Annotated in this window: 2 protein-coding genes; both read left to right on the top strand. The window is 73.3% G+C overall.

Translation table 11 applies throughout. From position 1 onward, the window contains the following. A partial coding sequence (gene rlmB, locus ACSNOG_RS32535) for a 23S rRNA (guanosine(2251)-2'-O)-methyltransferase RlmB (RefSeq protein WP_436756304.1) occupies positions 1-767 on the top strand: 767 nt, incomplete at its 5' end. A 141-nt stretch (positions 768-908) separates the two neighbouring features. Next, on the top strand, positions 909-2,202 hold a 1,294-nt coding region (locus tag ACSNOG_RS32530), incomplete at its 3' end, for a DoxX family protein (RefSeq protein ID WP_436756303.1).

The raw sequence follows: 2,202 nt of genomic DNA, 5'->3' as shown, positions 1-2,202 counted from the left end.
CTTGGGGCCGCCGCGGCGGCCCCAAGGGCCCCAACGAGCTCGTCGTCGGCCGCAACTCCGTCGTCGAGGCGCTGCGCGAGGGCGTGCCCGCCAAGACGCTCTACGTCCAGCAGTACCTCGACAACGACGAGCGCGTCCGCGAGGCCCTCCAGCTCGCCACGGACAAGGGCCTGAACCTCATGGAGGCCCCGCGTCCCGAGCTCGACCGGATGACCAACGGCCTCAACCACCAGGGCCTCGTCCTCTCGGTCCCGCCCTACGACTACGCCCACCCCGAGGACCTCACCGCCGCCGCCTTCGACGACGGCGAGGACCCGCTGATCGTCGCTCTCGACGGCATCACCGACCCGCGCAACCTCGGCGCCGTCGTCCGCTCCGTCTCCGCCTTCGGCGGCCACGGCGTCGTCGTCCCCGAGCGCCGCGCGGCCGGCATGACCGCCAGCGCCTGGAAGACCTCCGCCGGCACCGCCGCCCGTACGCCCGTCGCCCGCGCCACCAACATGACGCGGATGCTGGAGTCGTACCAGAAGGAAGGTCTGATGGTCGTCGGCCTCGCCGCCGACGGCGACGTCGAGCTCCACGAGCTCGAGGCCCTCGAAGGCCCCGTCGTCATCGTCGTCGGCAGCGAGGGCAAGGGCCTGTCCCGCCTCGTCGGCGAGACCTGCGACTTCCGCGTGCGCATCCCGATGCCGGGCGGCGCCGAGTCGCTCAACGCCGGTGTCGCCGCGGGCGTCGTGCTCTACGAGGCCGCGCGCCGCCGCGCCTGAGAAAAACCCGCTCCGAGCGCAGGACGGGCCGGTTCACCGGCCCGTCCTGCGCTTAAGGGAACGGTTGACGGGCCGCGTTGACGCGACCCGGACAGTTCGACCCGGTCAAGGCAGTGTCCTAATCAGAAGTCACTCGGTTAGATGAGTGTGGACACCAGAACACCCCGCACACCCACGGGGGGAAGCTCTTCCGGGTACGACGACCAGCCCGCGCTGAGTACGGTGAAGGTTCCGTCCGACCCGGCGCAGATCGCCGTCAACCACGTGAGTTTCCGCGTGCAGCTCGCCCGGCCCCCGCGCGTCGCCCGCCAGTTCGCAGGCATCGCCGACACGGCGCAGCTGCCCACCGTCAAGAGCGCGCCCAAACGGCGCGCTCCCGTGGTGTGGAGCGGGCGGGCCGCCCCCGGCGACGCGGCGCCCACCGAACTCCTGCAGGCCGTACGGGACTCCGCCGTCACCGACGCGGGCTCCACCCAGGTGCTGCCCCGCATCCGCGTCGACGGCCGGCACCCCTCCGTCGTGGGCCCCCGCAGCCACTCCGAGCGCACCGGCCCGGGGGAGCTCGTCGACGCCGCCGGCCCCGCCGCGCCCGAGACCCGGCTCCTGCACGGCGTCCGCCCCACGGACAGCGCGTACGACGAAGATCAGTACCGCTATCCGCAGTTCGACGGCCCCGACGCCGACGACTACGACGCGGAGGACGCCGAGGACGACGGCGCCGCCAAGCGCCACGCGGACTCCGTCCGGCACGCCTACTACCCCGGGCGCCGGATGAACCTCGGCGTCGTCCTGCTGCCCCTGCGGATCTTCCTCGGCTTCATCTCCATCTACGCCGGCATGGGCAAGCTCTGCGACCCCGTCTACTTCGACGGCGGCAAGCGCGGCTCGATGGTCGCCTGGCTCACCGCCCTGCACCCCTGGGCCGCCGCCGAGCCCCTGCGGGACCTCGCCCTCGCCCACCCCGTCGGCGCGGGCCTGACCGTCGCCTTCCTCCAGGTCGTCGTCGGCGTCCTCACCATCTTCGGCCTCTGGCAGCGTCTCGCCGCCGCCGTCGGCGTCCTGCTGTCCGCCGTCCTCCTGGTCACCGTCAGCTGGCGCAGCGCCCCGGTCTACGACGCGCCCGACATCATCTACCTCGCCGCCTGGAGCCCCCTCGTGATCGCCGGGGCGCCCTTCTACTCCGTCGACGGACGCCTCGCCGGCGAGGCCTGGCGCCGCCTCGGCCCCCGCGCCGAAATCTGGGAGCTCCGCCAGCGGGTCCTGCGCCGCGGCGCCATCATGGCCACCGTTCTCATCGGCCTCAGCCTGCTGGTCGGCTCCACCCTCGGCGGCGCCGTCCGCTCCTCCCAGACGATCAAGGTTCCCGGCCCCAGCGACCCCCCGGTCAACAACCTCCCGGGCTCGCCCTACCCCCAGACCCCCGGCACCTCCACCC

The sequence above is a fragment of the Streptomyces sp. URMC 124 genome, from assembly GCF_051386455.1.
Lineage (GTDB): Bacteria > Actinomycetota > Actinomycetes > Streptomycetales > Streptomycetaceae > Streptomyces.
The sequence above is the reverse complement of the archived record's forward strand: the minus strand, read 5'-3'. Positions and strand labels throughout refer to the sequence as shown.